The organism is Streptomyces sp. NPDC104096, assembly GCF_055584385.1.
Window position 1 is genome coordinate 41,959 of sequence record NZ_JBVJMD010000032.1, and the last position, 17,207, is coordinate 59,165.

The 17,207-nt window shown below is 73.1% G+C and carries 16 protein-coding genes; 6 read left to right on the forward strand and 10 right to left on the reverse strand.

What is annotated here, in order from left to right:
* Positions 1 to 273: 273 nt before the first annotated feature.
* A complete protein-coding gene (locus ACZ60B_RS27605; RefSeq protein ID WP_469391487.1) occupies positions 274 to 1,119 on the forward strand; it encodes a shikimate dehydrogenase family protein in 846 nt (281 codons plus the stop codon).
* 153 nt (positions 1,120 to 1,272) lie between these two features.
* Positions 1,273 to 2,667 carry a class II 3-deoxy-7-phosphoheptulonate synthase gene (locus ACZ60B_RS27610; RefSeq protein ID WP_469391489.1) on the forward strand — a complete coding sequence of 465 codons (1,395 nt, stop codon included), beginning with the start codon at positions 1,273 to 1,275 and terminating at the stop codon, positions 2,665 to 2,667.
* Positions 2,668 to 2,887: 220 nt separating this feature from the next.
* Here the strand turns inward: ACZ60B_RS27610 and ACZ60B_RS27615 are convergent, their stop codons facing one another.
* The 7 genes from ACZ60B_RS27615 to ACZ60B_RS27645 all read right to left on the reverse strand — a co-directional run bounded on the left by ACZ60B_RS27615 (position 2,888) and on the right by ACZ60B_RS27645 (position 9,310).
* A complete protein-coding gene (locus ACZ60B_RS27615) occupies positions 2,888 to 3,433 on the reverse strand; it encodes a 4'-phosphopantetheinyl transferase family protein (RefSeq protein WP_469391492.1) in 546 nt (181 codons plus the stop codon).
* Between the two features lie 149 nt (positions 3,434 to 3,582).
* A complete protein-coding gene (locus ACZ60B_RS27620) occupies positions 3,583 to 3,834 on the reverse strand; it encodes a hypothetical protein (RefSeq protein WP_469391494.1) in 252 nt (83 codons plus the stop codon).
* Positions 3,835 to 3,996: 162 nt separating this feature from the next.
* Positions 3,997 to 4,779 (reverse strand): AfsR/SARP family transcriptional regulator, encoded by a 783-nt coding sequence (locus ACZ60B_RS27625; protein ID WP_469391496.1) that lies wholly within the window; start codon positions 4,777 to 4,779, stop codon positions 3,997 to 3,999.
* A gap of 1,020 nt (positions 4,780 to 5,799) precedes the next feature.
* The gene (locus ACZ60B_RS27630; RefSeq protein ID WP_469391498.1) at positions 5,800 to 6,399 is read right to left on the reverse strand and encodes a TetR family transcriptional regulator; all 600 of its coding nucleotides are present in this window, start codon (positions 6,397 to 6,399) and stop codon (positions 5,800 to 5,802) included.
* 207 nt (positions 6,400 to 6,606) lie between these two features.
* Positions 6,607 to 7,380, reverse strand: a complete 774-nt coding sequence (locus ACZ60B_RS27635; protein ID WP_469391500.1) for an SDR family NAD(P)-dependent oxidoreductase — start codon at positions 7,378 to 7,380, stop codon at positions 6,607 to 6,609.
* A 250-nt stretch (positions 7,381 to 7,630) separates the two neighbouring features.
* Positions 7,631 to 8,329, reverse strand: coding sequence for an HAD family hydrolase (locus tag ACZ60B_RS27640; protein ID WP_469391502.1), 699 nt, complete (start codon positions 8,327 to 8,329; stop codon positions 7,631 to 7,633).
* Positions 8,330 to 8,596: 267 nt separating this feature from the next.
* Positions 8,597 to 9,310, reverse strand: a complete 714-nt coding sequence (locus tag ACZ60B_RS27645; RefSeq protein WP_469391504.1) for a ScbR family autoregulator-binding transcription factor — start codon at positions 9,308 to 9,310, stop codon at positions 8,597 to 8,599.
* A gap of 264 nt (positions 9,311 to 9,574) precedes the next feature.
* Between ACZ60B_RS27645 and ACZ60B_RS27650 the strand changes: the two genes are divergently transcribed.
* The 3 genes from ACZ60B_RS27650 (at position 9,575) to ACZ60B_RS27660 (ending at position 11,969) form a co-directional block, all read left to right on the forward strand.
* Positions 9,575 to 10,564, forward strand: coding sequence for a ScbA/BarX family gamma-butyrolactone biosynthesis protein (locus tag ACZ60B_RS27650; protein ID WP_469391506.1), 990 nt, complete (start codon positions 9,575 to 9,577; stop codon positions 10,562 to 10,564).
* A gap of 309 nt (positions 10,565 to 10,873) precedes the next feature.
* The gene (locus tag ACZ60B_RS27655; protein WP_469391508.1) at positions 10,874 to 11,104 is read left to right on the forward strand and encodes a hypothetical protein; all 231 of its coding nucleotides are present in this window, start codon (positions 10,874 to 10,876) and stop codon (positions 11,102 to 11,104) included.
* Between the two features lie 445 nt (positions 11,105 to 11,549).
* Positions 11,550 to 11,969 (forward strand): SsgA family sporulation/cell division regulator, encoded by a 420-nt coding sequence (locus ACZ60B_RS27660; protein ID WP_469391510.1) that lies wholly within the window; start codon positions 11,550 to 11,552, stop codon positions 11,967 to 11,969.
* On the opposite strand, the gene ACZ60B_RS27665 is transcribed toward ACZ60B_RS27660, so the two are convergent.
* From ACZ60B_RS27665 to ACZ60B_RS27675, 3 genes are all read right to left on the reverse strand, one after another.
* Positions 11,956 to 12,384: a hypothetical protein gene (locus ACZ60B_RS27665; protein ID WP_469391512.1), complete on the reverse strand. Its 429-nt coding sequence runs from the start codon at positions 12,382 to 12,384 to the stop codon at positions 11,956 to 11,958. The genes ACZ60B_RS27660 and ACZ60B_RS27665 overlap by 14 nt on opposite strands.
* Positions 12,385 to 13,009: 625 nt before the next feature.
* On the reverse strand, positions 13,010 to 14,737 hold the full coding sequence (locus ACZ60B_RS27670; protein ID WP_469391514.1) for a serine/threonine-protein kinase: 1,728 nt from the start codon (positions 14,735 to 14,737) through the stop codon (positions 13,010 to 13,012).
* 117 nt (positions 14,738 to 14,854) lie between these two features.
* Complete coding sequence (locus ACZ60B_RS27675; RefSeq protein ID WP_469391516.1) at positions 14,855 to 15,511, reverse strand: TetR/AcrR family transcriptional regulator; 657 nt, start codon at positions 15,509 to 15,511, stop codon at positions 14,855 to 14,857.
* A gap of 201 nt (positions 15,512 to 15,712) precedes the next feature.
* Here ACZ60B_RS27675 and ACZ60B_RS27680 point away from each other — a divergent pair, with 201 nt between their 5' ends.
* A complete protein-coding gene (locus ACZ60B_RS27680; protein WP_469391518.1) occupies positions 15,713 to 17,188 on the forward strand; it encodes a serine/threonine-protein kinase in 1,476 nt (491 codons plus the stop codon).
* The last annotated feature ends 19 nt before the right edge of the window (positions 17,189 to 17,207 follow it).

A 17,207-nucleotide genomic window follows, 5' to 3' on the forward strand; every position in this document is an offset into this window, starting at 1 on the left:
GGCGGAACACCTCTCAGGAAAAAAGGGAGACTCGTGGACGACGCGGGCGGACGGGCAGACGGGCAGACTTTTTGACGGAGGCTTCAGCGTCACATTCCGGCCGTGCCGGTGGACCACTATCACCCCCCCTACAAGGGCCCTGTATCGGTGGCCGTGAAGGCATGCGAGGGGTATGCGCCGGGCGATCGTGGCGCAATGCAGGAGTCATTCCCGCTGCTCACCGGCAGACTCGAGCGGTGCTCTTTCGACGCGCATGGAACCGGAGGCCTTTCGATGTCGCATTCCCCGTCGCATTCTTCTGGGGCGGTTTCGCCGATCACCGGCCGCACCCGGCTGTTCGCGGTGCTCGGCGACCCGGTGGGGCAGGTGCGGGCGCCGGAAATGCTCAACCCGCTCTTCGCCCAGCTCGGCCTGGACGCGGTGCTGGTGCCGGTGCATGCCCCCGCCGCCCATCTGGGCGAGGTGGTGCGCGGCCTCAAGCGGGCGGGCAATGTGGACGGCCTGCTGGTGACGGTCCCGCACAAGGCCGCGGTGCGGGCCTTCGCCGACGTGCTCTCGCCCGCGGTGCGGCTGGCGGGCGCCGCCAACGCGCTGCGGCGCGGAGGGGACGGGCGCTGGTATGCGGAGAACTTCGACGGCGCCGGCTTCGTCGCCGGTCTGGCCGGCGCCGGCCGGGCGCCGGCGGGGCGGTCGGTGACGCTGGTCGGCGCGGGCGGGGCGGGCGGCGCGATCGCGGCCGCGCTGGTACTGGCCGGGGTGGCCCGCCTTGACGTGGTGGACCTGGATGCGGCCCGGGTCCGCGCCCTGGCGGAGCGCCTGTCCGCTCATACCCCGGGCGTGGTGCGGCACAGCCCGCCCGACAGCGCCCAGGATGCGGACATCGTGGTGAACGCGACCCCGCTGGGCCTGCGCGAGGACGACCCGCTGCCCTTCGACCCGGCCCGGCTGGGCCCGAACACCCTGGTCGCGGACATCATCATGACCCCGCCCCAGACCCGCCTGCTGCGCACGGCCGCCGCCCTGGGCCTGCCGATCCACCCGGGTGCCCCCATGCTGCTTCGGCAGCTGGATCTGTACCGGGAGTTCTTCAACCTGCACCCGGCCGGGCAGGCGGGCTGAGCGCGCCGGCACCGCCTTCTGGATCTGTACCGGGAGTTCTTCGGCCTGCACCCCGCCGGGCAGACGGGCTGAGCACGCCGGCACCGCCTTGGGTTGCCGGCCAGTGCCGCCGCGGTTGCCCTGGCGTGGCCGCCGTCTTCCTAGCCTGCCGCCATGAACCCCACCATCGGCGACATCACGGACCCGCGGCCCGGGGCGCTGGCCCGGTTCCCCGACGACATCGAGGCCCGCCTGGCGGACGCGGCGGCGCGGCCGGCCGACCAGCAGCCCGCCTGGCCGGAGCCGGAGCGCGCCGCCGCCGCCCGGGACGCGCTCACGCAGCTGCCGCCCCTGGTCCTTGCGGGCGAGGTCGACCGCCTCCAGCAACGGCTGTCGCAGGTGGCGCAGGGGCGGGCTTTCCTGCTGCAGGCCGGCGACTGCGCGGAGACCTTCGCCGGCAACACCGAGTCCCACGTCGGCGCCAACATCCGCACCCTGCTGCAGATGGCGGTCGTGCTGACGTACGCGGCCAGCCTCCCGGTCGTGAAGATCGGGCGGATCGCCGGACAGTACGCCAAGCCCCGCTCCAACGCCACCGACGCGCTGGGCCTTGCGGTGTACCGCGGCGACATCGTCAACTCTCTCGAGCCCACCCCGGGCGCCCGCATCCCCGACCCCTCGAGGATGCTGCGCGCGTACGCGAACTCGGCCGCCTCCCTCAACCTGGTGCGCGCCCTGGCCGGCTCGGGTCTGGCCGACCTGGGCCGGGTGCACGAGTGGAACCGCGACTTCGTGCGCGACTCCCCCGCGGGCGAGCGCTACGAGGCGATGGCCGCCGAGATCGACCGCGGCCTGGCCTTCATGTCGGCCTGCGGCGCCGACCACGGCGCCCTGCACACCACCGAGATCTACGCCAGCCACGAGGCGCTGCTGCTGGAGTACGAGCAGGGCCTGCTGCGCCGGGCGCCCGGCCTGTCGGGCGAGCCCCGGCTGTACGGGCTGTCCTCGCACATGCTGTGGATCGGCGAACGCACCCGCCGCCTGGACGGTGCCCACATCGCGCTGGCCGCACTGCTGGCCAACCCGATCGGGCTCAAGCTCGGCCCCGCCACCTCGCCCGAGCAGGCCGTCGAGTACGTCGAGCGCCTCGATGCGGACAACGTGCCGGGCCGGCTCACCCTGATCAGCCGGATGGGCCGGGACAGGGTGCGCGAGGTGCTGCCGGCGATCGTGCAGAAGGTCGAGGCCAGCGGCCACCGGGTGGTGTGGCAGTGCGACCCGATGCACGGCAACACCTACGAGGCGGCCAGCGGCTACAAGACCCGCCGGTTCGAGGACATCCTCGACGAGGTCAAGGGCTTCTTCGAGGTGCACCGGGCGCTGGGCACCCACCCGGGGGGCCTGCACATCGAGCTCACCGGCGACAGCGTCACCGAATGCCTGGGCGGCGCCGAGGAGATCGACGAGCAGGCCCTGGCCCTGCGCTACGAGTCCAGCTGCGACCCGCGCCTGAACCCGGGCCAGTCGGTCGAACTGGCCTTCCTGGTCGCCGAGATGCTCCGCTCGTGACACCACCTGCCGCACCCGCACACACCGAAAGGGGGGCGCCCGCCATCGCGGGCGCCCCCCTTTTTTTCCTGTCTGTGGATGCGCGCGGTACGCGTTCGGTCGGTGCATGCGCGCGGTACGCGCCCGGCGCGGGCGTCTTCCTCAGCGCCGGGCGCCGTGCGCATCTGCCGGCCGGCCGGCCGCGCATGCGCGCGGTACGCGCCCGGCGCGGGCGTCTTCCTCAGCGCGGGCCGCCGTGCGCATCTGCCGGCCGGCCGGCCGCGGGCAGGGTGATGGCTGTCGGCGGCAGGCCGCGCGCGGCGCTCCGCCGTCCGGCGAGCACCGTGCGGGGCTGTCCGTGCGCCAGGGCCCCAAGCGCGAGGCGGGCCCGGAAGGAGCCGTCGGCCGGGTCGAGGGTGACCGTCACGTCCTCGAAGCCGAGCCGCACACCGGTGGCCGGGAACGTCGACTTGTACGCCGTCTCCTCGGCGCTGAACAGCAGCCGGTCCCACAAGATCGACGGCCTGCTGCGCGGCAGCCGCCGTATCTGCGCCCGTTCGCCGGGGGTGGCGATCGCCTCCGGGACGTTGTCGGCGAGCGGTTGGGCGGGTTCGGCGTCGATGCCCAGGGCGGCGACGTCGCGCCGCCGGGCGAGGGCTGCGCCCCGGCAGCCGCGGCGGTGCGTCATGCTGCCCACGACACCGGCCGGCCACTGCGGGGCGCCGTGGGGGCCGGGCAGGATCGCGCCCGCCGGCACGCCGAGCTGCGCCAGGCCCGGCGGGCGCACAGCCCTACGGTGGTGAACTCGCCTCTGTGCCGGGGCACGGATTGGGCCACGTGGGCCGCCTCCTGGGCCGGCAGGCGTGCATGCGGCGGCTCGCCTTGTTCCTCGGCGACGGCGGGCGGCAGCGGCGCGATGAGGGCCTGCGCACTCGTTTAAGGCAGGAGCGCGGGATGACGCCAGGCGAGGGCGGCATACCGCTCGGCGCGTTGCGCGGTGCTTTCCTTCGTGTCCGCGAAGTACGAGCCGAGCCGGCCGGTGAAGATGTTGATCGCGGCATCGAGCGCGACGTTCAGGCTTATCACGGAGGGCGCCGGCTCGTCCCTTCCCGGCATTCCCTGATGCAGTCCGTTGCCGTTGTTGTTGTCATTGATGACGGCAACGGTGTCGTATGACTGGGCAGACATGATGACCCCTCCCTGTCCGGGCACGGAACCTGGCTTTTCAAAAGAAGATAGAAGTTCCGGCCGGCCATGGGACCCCCTGGCCCACCCCTCAATTCCCGGCCTGCCGCCCCATTTTCCGGTACGGGAATGCGAACGCCGGCAAGGCTCTTGAATTCTTTGTGTTCAGACGAGCTGGGGGCGCTGGCCCAGAAGGCGCGGCTCCTGGTTGAGGATCGCGCGCTCCATCTGCTGCAGGTCCCGCGTGGGGTCCAGGCCGTGGATGTCGACGAGCGCCTGGCGGGTACGGCGGTAGGCGGCGAGCGCTTCGGTCTGCTGGCCGCAGCGGTAGAGGGCGAGCATGAGCTGGTGGCACAGCCGTTCCCGGGTGGGCGAGGCGGCGGCCGCCTGCTCCAGGTCGGCCACGAGTTCGCGGTGCCTGCCCAGCTCCAGTCCGGCGCACGCCCAGTCCTCGTAGGCGGTGAGCCGCTCCCGCTCGAGCTGGGCGAAGGCGGGCCATCCGATGCCGGCCTCGGCGAGGTCGACGAGCACGGAGTCCCGCCACAGGCCGAGCGCCTGGGCGAGCGAGTCGACGGCCGGCTCGGGCAGGCCGGCGGCGAGTTCGGCGCGCCCCCGGGCGGCGAGCCGGCGGAAGCGGAAGGCGTCGACGCATTCGGTGTCCAGGAGCAACTGGTAGCCGTGCGCAGCGGTGAGAAGGCGGACGCCGCGGCTGCCGGCACCGGCCTGGTCCAGGAGCCTGCGGATACCGGAGACGCCGTTTTGCACCATCTTGCGTGACGTCATCGGCACATCGTCGCCCCACACCGCCCCGATCAGGCGGCTGGTGGCGACGACCTTGTTCGGGTTGAGCACCAGATAGCCCAGGGTGGCCCGCTGGACGACGCCGCCCAGCGGCAGCGCCCCGGCGGCGACGACTTCGAGCGGGCCAAGCAGGTTGAACTGCATCATTCCCCCACATGCTGTGACAGTCGATTGGCCATTGCCTTGAAAGAAGAACCGGGATGCCTTGGGCATCGGATCCGGGCGCCTGCGCGTCCGGGGCCGGGGCGCGCCGCGCGGGCAGCCGGCCGTCCGCCCGCGCAGCCGCCGCGCCCCTGGGCCGCCTTGGGCGCGGCCCCGCAGCGGGAGCAGACCCTCGGCGGGCGGGCTGCCGGGTGCATCCAACACGGCCGTCCGCCCGCGCAGCCGCCGCGCCCCTGGGCCGCCTTGGGCGCGGCCCCGCAGCGGGAGCAGACCCTCGGCGGGCGGGCTGCCGGGTGCGTCCGGCACGGCCGTCCGCCCGCCGCCCGGTGCAGACCCAGGCCCGTCCCGGACGCCGGCGATGCGCACCCGCACGGCCCCGGGGGCCTCACCTCCGCCGCAACCCGCCGCCTCGCCCGGGCCGGGCCCCGGCCGGACCGGGCGAGGCGGCGGGCCCGCTCGCACGGCGCGGCCGGCACGACGGGGCCGGGGCCGGATCCGGGGCCGCCGGCGGCGGCACCCGGCGCCCGGGCGCACCGCAGCGGCCTCCGGTGGCGGCGTGTCAGCCCCGGCGGGCCGGGCGCGCCCCCGCGGGTGCTCCCGCCGCCGGGGCCGTGGTGGGGCGGCTGCGTCTGCGGGACACCGGGGACGCAGCCGCCCGCCGCCGGCGATGGGCGCGGGCCGCGCCGTGCGGCCGGGCGCCGGCCGGGAGCGGCCACCCCACCCGCCCGGCGCCCGGCGCACGAGGGGGCCGGGCTCTCGCCGGACCTGCCGGCCGGGCCGGCAAGGCGGCCGCGCCCGGCCGCGGCGAGGCGGCCGGGCAGGCGGCCGCCGGCTCCGCGGGCACCCGCTGACGCAGCTTTCATGGACTTCCCCGTTCCGCCGGGCCGATGTGCACCTGCAGGCACCGGGGAGGGTGCTGTCCCATCCCCGGCGACCAGCAAATCATACAGAACATTCGCTTTATTTTTCTACCGAACTTCTCCAAGAACCGAACGCAAGCAACGATCAGGCGCCCGGGCCGGCGATGCCCCGCAGGGCGAGCCGCCAGATCTCCTCGAGCTGGCCGGCGACGCTCGCGGCGCCGCCGGCGGCGGCCCGGCCGCCGCCGCGGATCTGCGACTCCGCCCCGGCCAGCAGATAGGTGACCATGGCGGTCACCGCCTCGGGCCGGTGGCCGCAGCGCAGCCCGCCGTCCCTGCGGGCCCGTTCCAGCAGTTCCTCGACGACCGGGAGCCACGCGCGCACCCATGGGTCCGGCCCGGCCTGCCGCTCCCCGCCCAGCCGCGCGGCGGAGCGGACCACGACGTCGCGCTCCAGCAGCTCGGCGAGCCTGACCGTCAGCTCGACCACCGCCTGCAGCCCGGGCTCAAGGGACGTCAGCACCTCGTCCACCAGGGACCTCGCCAGGGCCCGCCCCTGCTCCTGGACCGCGTCGGCCAGCGCCCCCTTGGAGGGGAAGTGAAAGGTCAGGGCCCCCATCGACACGCCGGCCGACTGGCAGATCCGCGTCAGCCGGGCACCCTCGTAGCCGACGCGGTCGATCTCCTGGGCCGCCGCCAGCACCAGCAAACCGCGCGTGCGCGCCGCCCTCTCCTGCATCGTCATGCGCTTCGTTCCTTGCTGTCGGGGTTCTCGGGCCTACCACCCGCTCCTGGTAGTAGTACTCCCTCTCCCCCCAAAAAACAAAGCGATCGTTCTCTATCTTGTTCTGGGGCGGGGTGACGGCGGACGGCCACGGCAGCACCGGCCACGAAAAAAAGGGGGGCCGGGTGAACGGCCCCGCCCGCTCACCCGCCCCCCGCCCCGCATGCCCTACACCGCGCTCGCCCCGCCGTCGACCGCCATCGCCGCCCCGGTGACGAACGACGCCCGGTCGCTGCACAGCCAGGCGGCCGCCTGCGCCACCTCCACGGGCGAGGAGATCCGCCGCTGCACGGAGTCGGCCATGAAGACCTCCTCCAGCTCCGGCACGGCGGCCAGCACGCCGTCCATCATCTCCGTGCGCGTGCTGCCCACCACGAGCGCGTTGCAGCGCACTTTCGAGCGTCCGTACTCGAGCGCGGCCGCCCGGGTCAGCCCGATCACCGCGTGCTTGGCCGCCACATAGGCGGCCGAGGCACCGGTGGCCTTGGTGCCGGCCACGCTGGAGGTATTGACCACCGCCCCGCCGCGCGGGGAGCGCAGCATCACGGGTATCTGGTGGCGCAGGCAGTTCCACACCCCGCGCAGGTTGACGTCGAGCGTCCGGTCATAGGTCTCGTCGTCGATCTCGTGCAGCGGCGTGCCGGCGCTGGCGTAGCCGGCGTTGTTGAACGCCGCGTCCAGCGTGCCGAAGGTGTCCAGGGCTGCCCGCACGACCTGCGCCACGTCGTGCGAGGAGGTCACGTCACCGGCGACCGCCAGAGCCCGGCCGCCGCCCTCACAAATCTCCCCGGCGAGCGCCTCCAGCCGCTCCTTGCGCCGCGCCATGAGCACCACCGCGGCCCCCTCCTGCGCGAACAGCCGGGCGGCCGCCGCTCCGATCCCGCTGGACGCTCCGGTGATCATGGCCACCCTGCCGTCCAGCAGCGCCCGCTTCTCGCCCATGGCCGCCTTCCCCCTCATCCGTCGTGTCCGCCGCGTCCGTCATGTCCGCCGCGTCCGTCGTGTCCGCCGTGCTCGCCGTGCTCGCCGTTACGAAAAGCAGTGGTGCACGCCCCCTGCCCCTACCCGGGCCACACCGTGCCCCTGGCGGCCCGGGCGTCCAGGGTGTGCAGCAGTTCCCCGCCGACGGCGTGCAGCCAGTCGACGTGTCCGCCGTTACGAAAAGCAGTGGTGCACGCCCCTCACCCTGCCCCTACCCGGGCCACACCGTGCCCCCGGCGGCCTGGGCGTCCAGGGTGTGCAGCAGTTCCTCGTCGACGGCGTGCAGCGAGTCGACCAGATGCCGCACCCCCGCCTGGCGCATCAGCTGCCGCTGGAAACTGTGCTCGAAGTGGCTCGGATGCCCGATGAACGCCATGCCCAGGCGCCGGGCCTCCTCCGCGACCCGGGCCACGTCATCGACGATGAGCACCCGGTCGTACTCGAGGCCGAAGTGCTCGGCGGCGATCTCGTGCAGGCCGGGCCGCACGGCATCGGTGCAGATGTAACCCGGGGAGTCGAACAGCGCGGCGTGCTCGCCCAGGAACCTCTCGAAGTGGTCCCTGGCCAGGCCGCCGTAGCAGACCGTGCGCAGCCCCGCCCGCCGCAGCCGCGCGACGAGCTCGAGGGCCCCCTCGGTCACCCGCACCGCATGCCCGGCCACATACCGGGCGCGTTCCTCGAAATACGCCTCCAGCGCCTGCTCCCCCGTCATCGCGCCGCCCACGCACTCGGCGAGCAGCCGGCCGGCGACCGCACGCGGCTGGGAGAAGATGCTGCGCTCCAGCTCGAGCGTGCACACCCGGCCGCGGCTCGCCAGGAACTGATGGATGACCGGGCTGAAGGTGTCGTTGAGCATGACACCGTCGATGTTCACCGCACCCAGACGCAGATGTGCCAGACCGTGCCCCATGCGAACCCCCCTGACCATGACGCCGCCTCGGTGACGGCGCCCCTGACACGCGGCCTCAGCCGGCCGCTGTGGTGGTACCTGTGGTGGTGCCTGCGGTGATGCCCGTGGTGGCGGCCGTGCCGTGGTGCGCCGCCCCCGCCACAGCCGGCCGGGGGCACTGCGGTGTCGCAGCCTCAGCCGGCCGCTGTGGCGGTGCCTGCGGTGATGCCCGTGGTGCCCGTGCCGTGGTACGCCGCTCCCGCCCGGGGGCACTGCGGCGTCGCGGCCTCAGCCGGCCGCTTTGGCGGTGCCCGTGGTGGTGGCCGTGCCGTGGTGCGCCGCCCCCGCCCGGGGCACCGCGGCCTCCCGGATGACCGCCTGCACCCGGGCGGGATCGACCTGGGTGCGGGCGATGACGGCCGGCACGGCGATACCGGGCAGGAGCAGGCGCCACATCCTCACCGCCCGCCCGGCCAGGTCCGCCCGCGCCTCACTGACGACGGCCGAGTACATCTGCATGCCGGTGCACGCCTCGACCACGAACTCGGCGAGCTCGGCAGGCTCGACGCCTGCCTGCAACTCCCCCCTGGCCGCAGCCGCCTGGAGGCACTCGGTCATGATCTGGCTCCACTCCTGGTACGGAGCGGCATCCTTCACCCCGAACGCCCCCTGCTCACCGGTCAGGCGCACACCCGCCCGCAGCAGCGGATCGACCTGCAGCTGATAGGCCCACACCATCGTGATGTCCACGAGCCGCTGCAGCCCCTGCGACTTCAGCCACGGAATGATCGAAGCGGGCTGGGCGTTCATGACCGCCCGGGCAAGATCCTCCTTCGACGCGAAGTGGAAATACAGCGCACCCGCGGTCACCCCGGCTCTCTTCAGGATGCGGTTGATGCTCGCACCGGCGAAGCCGGCCTCGTCGAAGACCTCCGCGGCCGCCCTAAGAATCGCCTCCCGGGTCTGGACAGCACGCTCCTGCTTCGGCTGCTGCTGAGCCACCGCACACCTCCCAAAGAAAAAGAACGTTCCCTACGTTACTAGCCCGCCCGGCGCGGCGCCAGTGCCAGCGGAACCCCGCCTTTTAGTTGTGCGTTTTATGATCATATCTCGCGATCTATGGCAAGAGTCTTGACCAGCCCTTGGGTATCAATTGACTTTCACTTAACACAAAACAAAAAGAGCAATCTTTATTTTCTTCAGTCAGGAACGGCCGTCCCAGACGCCTGCGGTGCGACGCACCCGCCTCAGAAGGGAAACCTCTGCATGTCCATCACGGCTTCCGTCCCGGCGACACCCGCCTTTCTGGCCACCTCGGTCCCCCGCGCTTACGTGCACAAGCGGGCAGAGTCCGAAGTCCTGCTCACCGGCTGGCTGCCCGCCGGCGAGAACCGCCACCACGTGAGCGCGCGCTGGCCCCTCGCACACCCCTTCTACACACCCGCAGACGGGCTGCACGACCCGCTGCTCGTCGCCGAAACGGTCCGCCAGTGCGTGCCCCTGCTCAGCCACGCCGCCTACGGCGTGCCCTTCGGCCACCGCCAGGCCTGGAGCCGCTTCGGCTACCGCATCGACCCCGCGGCCCTGACCGCCACCACCGCCGACGCCGCCGTCGACCTGCACATCACCTGCACCGACATCCAGCGCCGCGCCGGCCGCCTGGCCTTTCTGACCCTGCACGCCGAACTGTCAGTCGACGGCCGCTTCCTCGGCACCGCGCACACCACCTTCGCCAACCTCTCCCCCGCCGTCTACCCGCGCCTGCGCGGCCCCTACGCCGACCTCACCCACGCCACCCGGCGCGCCATCGCCCTCGCACCCCCCATCCCGCCGGCCCAGGCCGCCCGCAGCCGGCACACCGACGTCGTCCTCTCCCCCACCAACACCCCCCACCGCCACCAACTGCGCGTCGACCTCACCCACCCCACCCTCTTCGACCACCCGGTCGACCACGTCCCCGGCATGCTCCTGCTCGAAGCCGCCCGCCAGGCCGCCCACACCACCACCCCCCAACCCCTGGTCCCCACCGCCGTCGAAGCCGCCTTCACCCGCTACGCCGAACTCGACACCCCCTGCTGGATCCACACCCAGCCCACCCCCCACACCCCCCACACCCCCCACACCACCACCGCCACCCACACCCCCGACACCACCGACGCCGCCACCGGCACCGTACGGATAACCGCCGTCCAGAACGGCAGCAGCATCTTCCACGCAGCCGTCACCCCCACCCCTGCCGGCCCCGCCCGGCGGTGACCCCCACCCCCGCCCGCCACACCCCGCCGCCCAGCCATGCCCCCCCCCCCGCCCGCCGGCCCCGCCCCGCAGCAAACCCCCGCCCCGACGCCACCACCGGCCCGGCTCCGCCCGCAGCGGCTCGGCGAGCAGCAGGGCGGTGACGGCGACGGCGGCCTCTCTCACACGTGGATCGCCGTCCCCGCAGAAGGACGCGACGTGGGAATGGAGCGCCGGCCGCGCTGCCCGTGCCGCGGCAAGGTCCTTCGGTGCCCGCAGCTGTTCCGGTACCGCATCAGGCAACGTTCGCCCTGCCTGCACGGTCAGGGCATGAATGCCGGCAGCCGGCCAGCTCTTGATGAGATCGAAGACCGCTTCGCTGAGCTTGCCGCGGGCCGGCTGCCCAGGGACGAGGCCGATCGCCGGGCGGCGAGATGGGTGATGGAGGACGGGACCGTCCGGGACCACCTCTCCTGGCGGGCGCCGAACCGCCCCTGCGGAATCGGTCTCCCTGCGGACGAGCACGGCTACCTGCACGACGACGAACAGGTACGGGCATGACTCGCCGAGCCGAGGAAACGCCGAGCGGTGCGAAGCGGCCGCGCGGCGGATCCCGGCCGAGGTCCGTCAAACCGCCGCCGGCCCTCGCGCCGCCGCAAAACGAGCAAAGACAGGCCCCGGCTCCCTCCCGACCGGCTCCACGGACAGCCAGAACCGCCCGGCGCGGCCGCGGCCGATGCCTTCAACGAGTACACGCGAGCCGCGGGCGGTGAATCCGGATGCGCCACCGGGAGGGAAGGGTCAGTGAGCACGCCAGGAAGACCGCCGGGCCGCCGGCCGCTGCGGCCGGCCTTCGCGGCAAAAAAGCCCGGGGAGGCCGGGGCACACAAAAAGCCGGCCACCGGCCCGGACGGCCGCCCCCGGGCCGGGACCCGCGGCCGGCACCACGACGGCCAGGGCGGGACCAGCGCCCGCCCACCGCCGCCGGGGCAGGAGGAAGACACCGATGGATCCCGTGAAGACCGTGACACGCAGGATGGCCGCAGAACTCGTCGTCACACCCACCTACGCCCTGCCCCTGCGCCTGGACCTGCACTACGAACCCACCGACCCCTACACCGTCCGCGCCGCCTTCCGCACCGGCACCCACGAACTGGCCCAATGGACCCTGGGACGCGACCTCCTGACCGACGGCCTCACCCACCCCGCAGGCCACGGCGACATCCGCATCCGCCCCGCCCCCGGCGGCCGGACCGTCTGCCTCACCCTCAAAACCCCCACAACCACCGACACCGCCCTGCTCGAAATCCCCGCACACGACCTCAGAGCCTTCCTGCACGACACCCAGACCCTCGTCCCCCACGGCACCGAATCCCAACACATCGACTGGCAAACCGAACTGACCAACCTGCTCACCACAGACTGAAAACCCCGACCACCGCACGCACGAAAACCACCACCAGCAGATCCTTTCCTGGCTCGGCACGGCCACCACAGCCGAGCGGCAGCAGATCGCCGCCCTTGCCTTCGACACCGGGGGTTTCGTCGGCTTCCTCACCTACGACCTGGGCATGGCCGAGACAGCCGCCACGCACTACCGTGACGCCGTTGCCCACGCCCGCCAGGCAGGCGACCTCTCTTCCTGCATCAACCTCATAGGCCAGATGAGCCGCATCCTGACCGACCAAGGCCACTACCGTCACGCTCTCCCCCTCGCCGACGGCACCCTCCATCTCGGCGGCACCAAAGCCCACCCTGCCGTACGGTCCTGGCTGCACGCCGTCCGCGCCCACCATCACGCCTGCCTCCATGACGCCCGCAGCGCACAAACCGATCTCCATACCGCCTGGAAGCTGCTCGAACGCGCCGACGACGCAGAGAAGCCCCCTACATCGGCTATCTGGACGAAGCAGAGCTGAACAAATGGACCGGCCATGCCGCAGTCCGTCTCGGTCCGACCGTCCCGGCACTCTTCAGCACAGGCCAGGCCGCTCTCGACGAAGCGCGCGCAGCCTGGCCGACGACCAGCGTCCGTGGTTCGGCGGAAGTCCTGACCGCGAGTGCCCGCCTCCACGCGGCTTGCGGGGACCGCGACATCGCTGCCGAACTCGCCTCACGTGCCGTCGCCATCGCCACCCACACAGGACCAGCAAGGAACTTGCGCGCCGCACTGGCCGCCGTGAACACATGATCGCCGCCGACGGCGATCCGGAGCCACCCCTCGGCGACCAGGTCGGCGTCGGCCTCGGCGACGGTGTTGCGGGCGATGCCCAGGTCGGCGGCGAGGGTATGGGAGGACGGCTACCGGGTGCCGGGCGCGAGCCGCGCACCGCCCCTCCCGCAGCGCGTCGGTGAAACCCCGCCGCAGGCCGGCCCCGCGCGGGGCGAGATGGAGGTCGACACCGAGGGCGGCCCGGGAATCCGACAGGGTCAGCGACCCTACCGGCGGGGCCGCCGGACGAGGCGTCACCGGTGGCGGCCGCGGGCGGTGTGGGTCCGGGCCACGGACGCCGTCGTAGGGCGCCAGTGATGGCCGGCGAAGAGCTGGAGCGGCGCGATGAGTTCCCTGGGGTCGACCCGGGCGATGTCTCCCCAGCCCTTGTCGTAGACGACGAAGGAGCCGTTCCCCTCGGACGTGACGGAGTGCAGTTCGCACCAGGCGCTGCCGGGGGCCTGCCCCGCGACGAAGCGCAGGTGCACCTTGCCGCGGGGCTTGTCGAGATCGTTGGTGACGAACACCGAGTCCACCAGCGTCCAGGGGATGTCCAGGGGGCGCCGCGAGCCGCCGGCCCGTCGGATGTGCAGGCCTTCGCCGTCGACGGTCACCCGGTCGGCGCCCCGCAGCAGGGCCGCCGCCCAGACGAGGAGACTGATCACCGCCCAGGCGGCGAACCCGGTGCTGAGGGCACCGGCGACGGCGTTCCCGAGGACCGAGGCGTCGTGCAGGTCGAGATGCCGCAGCGGGATGACCGGCCGACCGGGTGACGAGGCTCCCGCCGCCGCCCCCAGCACGGCCACGAACCCGGCGAGGCCCGGCCCCCAGGACTCGCCCCCGTCGCCCAACATGGCGCCAGCCGACCGGGTCACGGTCACCGGTCCCGTCCTGAGCCCCGTGGCGCCGCCGGGCTCCGACCTCGCGGGACCGCCGCTCGGACCGGCCGCGCGGACCTGGGCGGAGGCACGCCGCGCCCGCGCGAGGTGCCGCTGGTGCGCGGCGTCCGCCCCCTGGCCGGCCCGGCAGGCGTACAGGGCCCTGAATCCGGTGGCCGCCTCGGTCAGCAGCCGGGTACGGGCGTCGCGTTCGGACCGCGGCCAGTCGTCGGTGCCGGCCTCGTGCCGCGGCTCTCGCCCGATCGCCCGCAGGCGGGCGGCGACGGCTGCGGCGTCCGGCGGGCGGTCGGCCGGGGCCTTGGCCAGGAGGTCCAGGACCAGCCGGTCCAGGTCGCCGGGGACGTCCGGCCGGGAGGCGGCCGGGGACGTCGGCGTGACGTGGTGGTGCTGGTACATGGCACCGGGCCAGCCCGTCGTGGGGTCCACCCAGGTGGACCCGACCAGGAGTTCGTAGAGCACGCAGCCGAGGGCGTACAGGTCGCTCCGGTGGTCGACCGCCAGCGAGGCGAACTGCTCCGGCGCCATGTAAGGCAGGGTTCCTGCGACCTGGACGCCGGTCAGCAGGTGGGTGGCGTTCGCCAGCCGGGAGATGCCGAAGTCGCAGATCTTCACCAGCCCGGATTCCTGGAGGAACAGGTTCGCGGGCTTGATGTCCCGGTGCACCACCCCCTGCGCGTGGGCCGCGCCGAGCGCCGACACCACCTGCCCGGCCAGGTCCTTCACCCGTTCCACCGGCAGTCCCCCGGAGTGTCGGGCGAGTTCCTCGGCGAAGCTACGCCCCACCAGCCGCTCCATCACCAGGTACCAGGGCGTACGGCCGTCGTCGGCGGGGCTGCCCAGGTCGAAGACGGTGGTGATGCCGGGGTGCGACAGCATCGCGCCGATCTCCGCCTCCCGGCGGAACAGGGCCAGGTCGCGCGGTTCCAGGGGGCCGGCCGGCGAGAGGATCTTCACCGCCACCGGCCGCTTGAGCCGCAGGTCCCTGCCCTCCCACACCTGGCCCATGCCGCCGCGCCCCAGCATCCGCAGGAGTTCGTAGCGTTCGCCCAGCAGCAGACCGGGCGTGACCGTTCCCCCGTACATGGATCGCCTCCGCGCTCGCTTAACGACAAACGGCGTCGCGAACGCAGCCTAGCCGCCCCCGAGGACCAGAGGAACACTGATGTCTGTTAAGAGTTCGGATCGTGCGGCGCGTCCCGTTCAGGGGCAGGGGCCGAGCAGGCCGGCCTCCCGGAGCCGGCGCGCGTGGGCCTTCAACTCCTTTCCTGCGGATTCGAGTTGGTCGAGGTCTCTGTCGGCTACCGCCGAGGTCGCCAGGGCGGTGGTGGCGGCGAGGATCATCCGGCAGACGCGCCGGCCCTCCGCGTCGCCGGCCCCGAGGGTCTCCGCGACCAGGTCCACCACCGTGTCGTAGAGCGGCGCCCGCACCGGGAGCACGCCGGGGCCGGCCGCGAAGGCCTCCACCAGGCAGAGCCGGGCCGTCGGCCAGTCGGCGGCCAGCGTCTGGACGTAGGCGTCGATCAGCCGCTCGAAGCGGTGCGGCGGCACTTCGCCTGCACGGGCGGACTCCCCCTCCGGGATGGCCGCGAGCCGGTCGAGGACGCGTGCCAGCAGGCTCTCCCCGGCCGCCTGGTAGGCCGCCGCGAAGCAGTCTGCCTTGGAGCCGAAGTAGCGGTAGAAGGTCTGCCGGGACACCCCCGCGCGCCCGATGACGTCCTGGACGGTGGTGGCCGCGTACCCCCGCTCGGTCAGCACCTGCGCCAGCGCCGCGTACACGCGCCCCCGCTGCACCACCTCCACCTGGTCGACCGGCAGGGCGCTGCGGCCCCGGGGGAGTTTGCGGTGCTGTGTCGTCATGGGCGCAGGGTAACGCCGGTACGGCGCATCCCGGCCGGGCCCGTCGCCCGCCCCTTCGCACAGTCGCCGGCCGAACCCTCACCCCTAACAAACATTGATGTTCCTTTGCGCGTCCGGAGGGGCTACGCTGCCAGGAGCGCCGGTTCGGCCCTGAGGGGCCGGTGGCCGGCTGTCGCCGTGCGCCGGGGGAGGCGAGGACGGGTGGAGCAGGTCGTCGCGGGGCGCTTCCGGCTGGGTCGGAGGCTGGGCTCCGGCGGGTTCGGTGAGGTGTGGAGCGCGTACGACGAACGGTTGCGCGTGGAGGTCGCCCTGAAGCGGGTGCGGGTGGACCCGCAGGCGTCGGACACCGAGCGGGACGCCGTGCTGGCGCGGGCGGAGGAGGAGGCGCGGCACGCCGCGAGGCTGCGCGACCACCCGAACATCGTGACCGTCTTCGACGTGGTCGCCGACGGCGGGACGCCGTGGCTGGTGATGCGGCTGGTCCGGGGGCGGACGCTCGGTCAGGAGATCACAGAACGCGGCCCGCTGGGGCCGGTGATGGCGCGGCACGTGGCAGCCGGGGTGCTGTCCGCGCTCGAAGCGGCGCACGCCTCGGACGTCCTGCACCGGGACATAAAGCCGGCCAACATCATGGTGGCCGAGGACGGAACGGTCCTGCTGGCCGACTTCGGCATCGCCCGGGGCTTCACCCTGACCACCCAGGCGGTCCTCGTCGGCACGCTGCCCTACATGGCGCCGGAGCGCCTGAACGGCAAGGACTCCCCGGCCGGGGACCTCTTCGCCCTCGGCGTCAGCCTCTACGAGGCGACCGAGGGGATCTCGCCGTTCGCCCGCGACACGCCTACGGCCACCATGGCGGCGGTGGCGCTGGAGGAACCGCCCCCGCCCGTGCGGGCGGGCCCGCTGCGGGGCCTGATCACGGCGCTGCTGGAGAAGGACCCGGCGAAACGCCCTTCGGCGGCAGCCGCGTCGGTGCTGCTGGCGGAGGGGGGACAGCCGCGGGAGCCGGGGCGGGCGGAGAAAGAGGCGGACCGGGGTCCGGACCGGTCCGGTGCGGCCGGGCCGCCGGTGGTGCTGACCAGGTCGCGGATGGGGCTGGTGGTGGAGTACACGGTGACGCTCACGAAGGCGTGCTTCTGGGTCTTCGGGATTCTGGGGGCGCTAGTCGGGCTCTGCAGCGACCCCCACACCTTCGACTACGACTTGCCGGACTGGGTCATGGAGGTACTGCCGCACGGCACCAGGCTGTCGAACGGGTTCAGCATGCTCTTCCTGCTGGGGGCGTTCGGCGCGGTCTTCTTCCTGCCGATCCTCTTCTTCTCCGGCCTGTTCAACGCGGATCCCGACGTCGTGACGATCGGACCGGACGGGATGACCGTCACCCAGGTGAACTGGAAGGGCCAGACCCATCAGGTGAGCGATCTGCCGTGGGATCGCATCGAGCGGATCACCGTCGACGTGGTGCAAGGGCACGTGATCGCCAGGTTCCGGGGCGGCGACCAAGGGGCGGAGGAGTGGCGGCAGTGGGACCACCAGTACCGGCTGGAAGCGGTCGACGGAGGCCACCTCGTCTATTCCCATCGCGGCGACGGATCCATCGCACCGGCTCTGCTGCGGGCGCCGCTCCGGCGGTTCGCCGGGAGCCTGTACCGCGAGGAGTCCGATACCTCCTCCTGACCGCGAGGGGAGTCAGGAG